This window comes from Agrobacterium sp. ST15.16.024, from assembly GCF_027956545.1.
Taxonomy (GTDB): Bacteria; Pseudomonadota; Alphaproteobacteria; order Rhizobiales; family Rhizobiaceae; genus Agrobacterium; species Agrobacterium cucumeris.
On record NZ_JAQKGO010000091.1, the window covers coordinates 1 to 352 of the forward strand.

1 protein-coding gene is annotated in these 352 nt (G+C 46.9%); it reads right to left on the bottom strand.

The window, feature by feature from the left end; genetic code table 11:
- A partial coding sequence (locus PL640_RS25880; protein ID WP_442867060.1) for a LysR family transcriptional regulator occupies nucleotides 1-87 on the bottom strand: 87 nt, incomplete at its 3' end.
- Nucleotides 88-352 lie beyond the last annotated feature (265 nt).

The following is a 352-nucleotide window of genomic DNA, read 5'->3' on the forward strand; positions in this document are numbered from 1 at the left end:
CTGGGAGATATTGAGCGCTTCCGCCGCTCGCGCTAAAGAGCCGCAGGTCATGACGGCATAGAAGATTTCCAGATGACGCAGTTTCATGAACAGTTAACTCAGGGTTATAGCCTACCGATAAAAAGTCATTTTCTACTAACACTAAGTTAACATAGATTTAATCACCAATCAGCGCATTGGTTACATCTTGTGCTGTAGACCCCGCCCAATGGCGGCATATTACGCTCTCAGAATCGTTTCCTTTGTACCCAAACAAACCCTCAGGCCGCGGCCAATCAATAATGAAAAAGAGGGAGGATATTTTCTGAGCAGGCCCCCATACACCACCTGACCATCATGGTCGGATTGATTG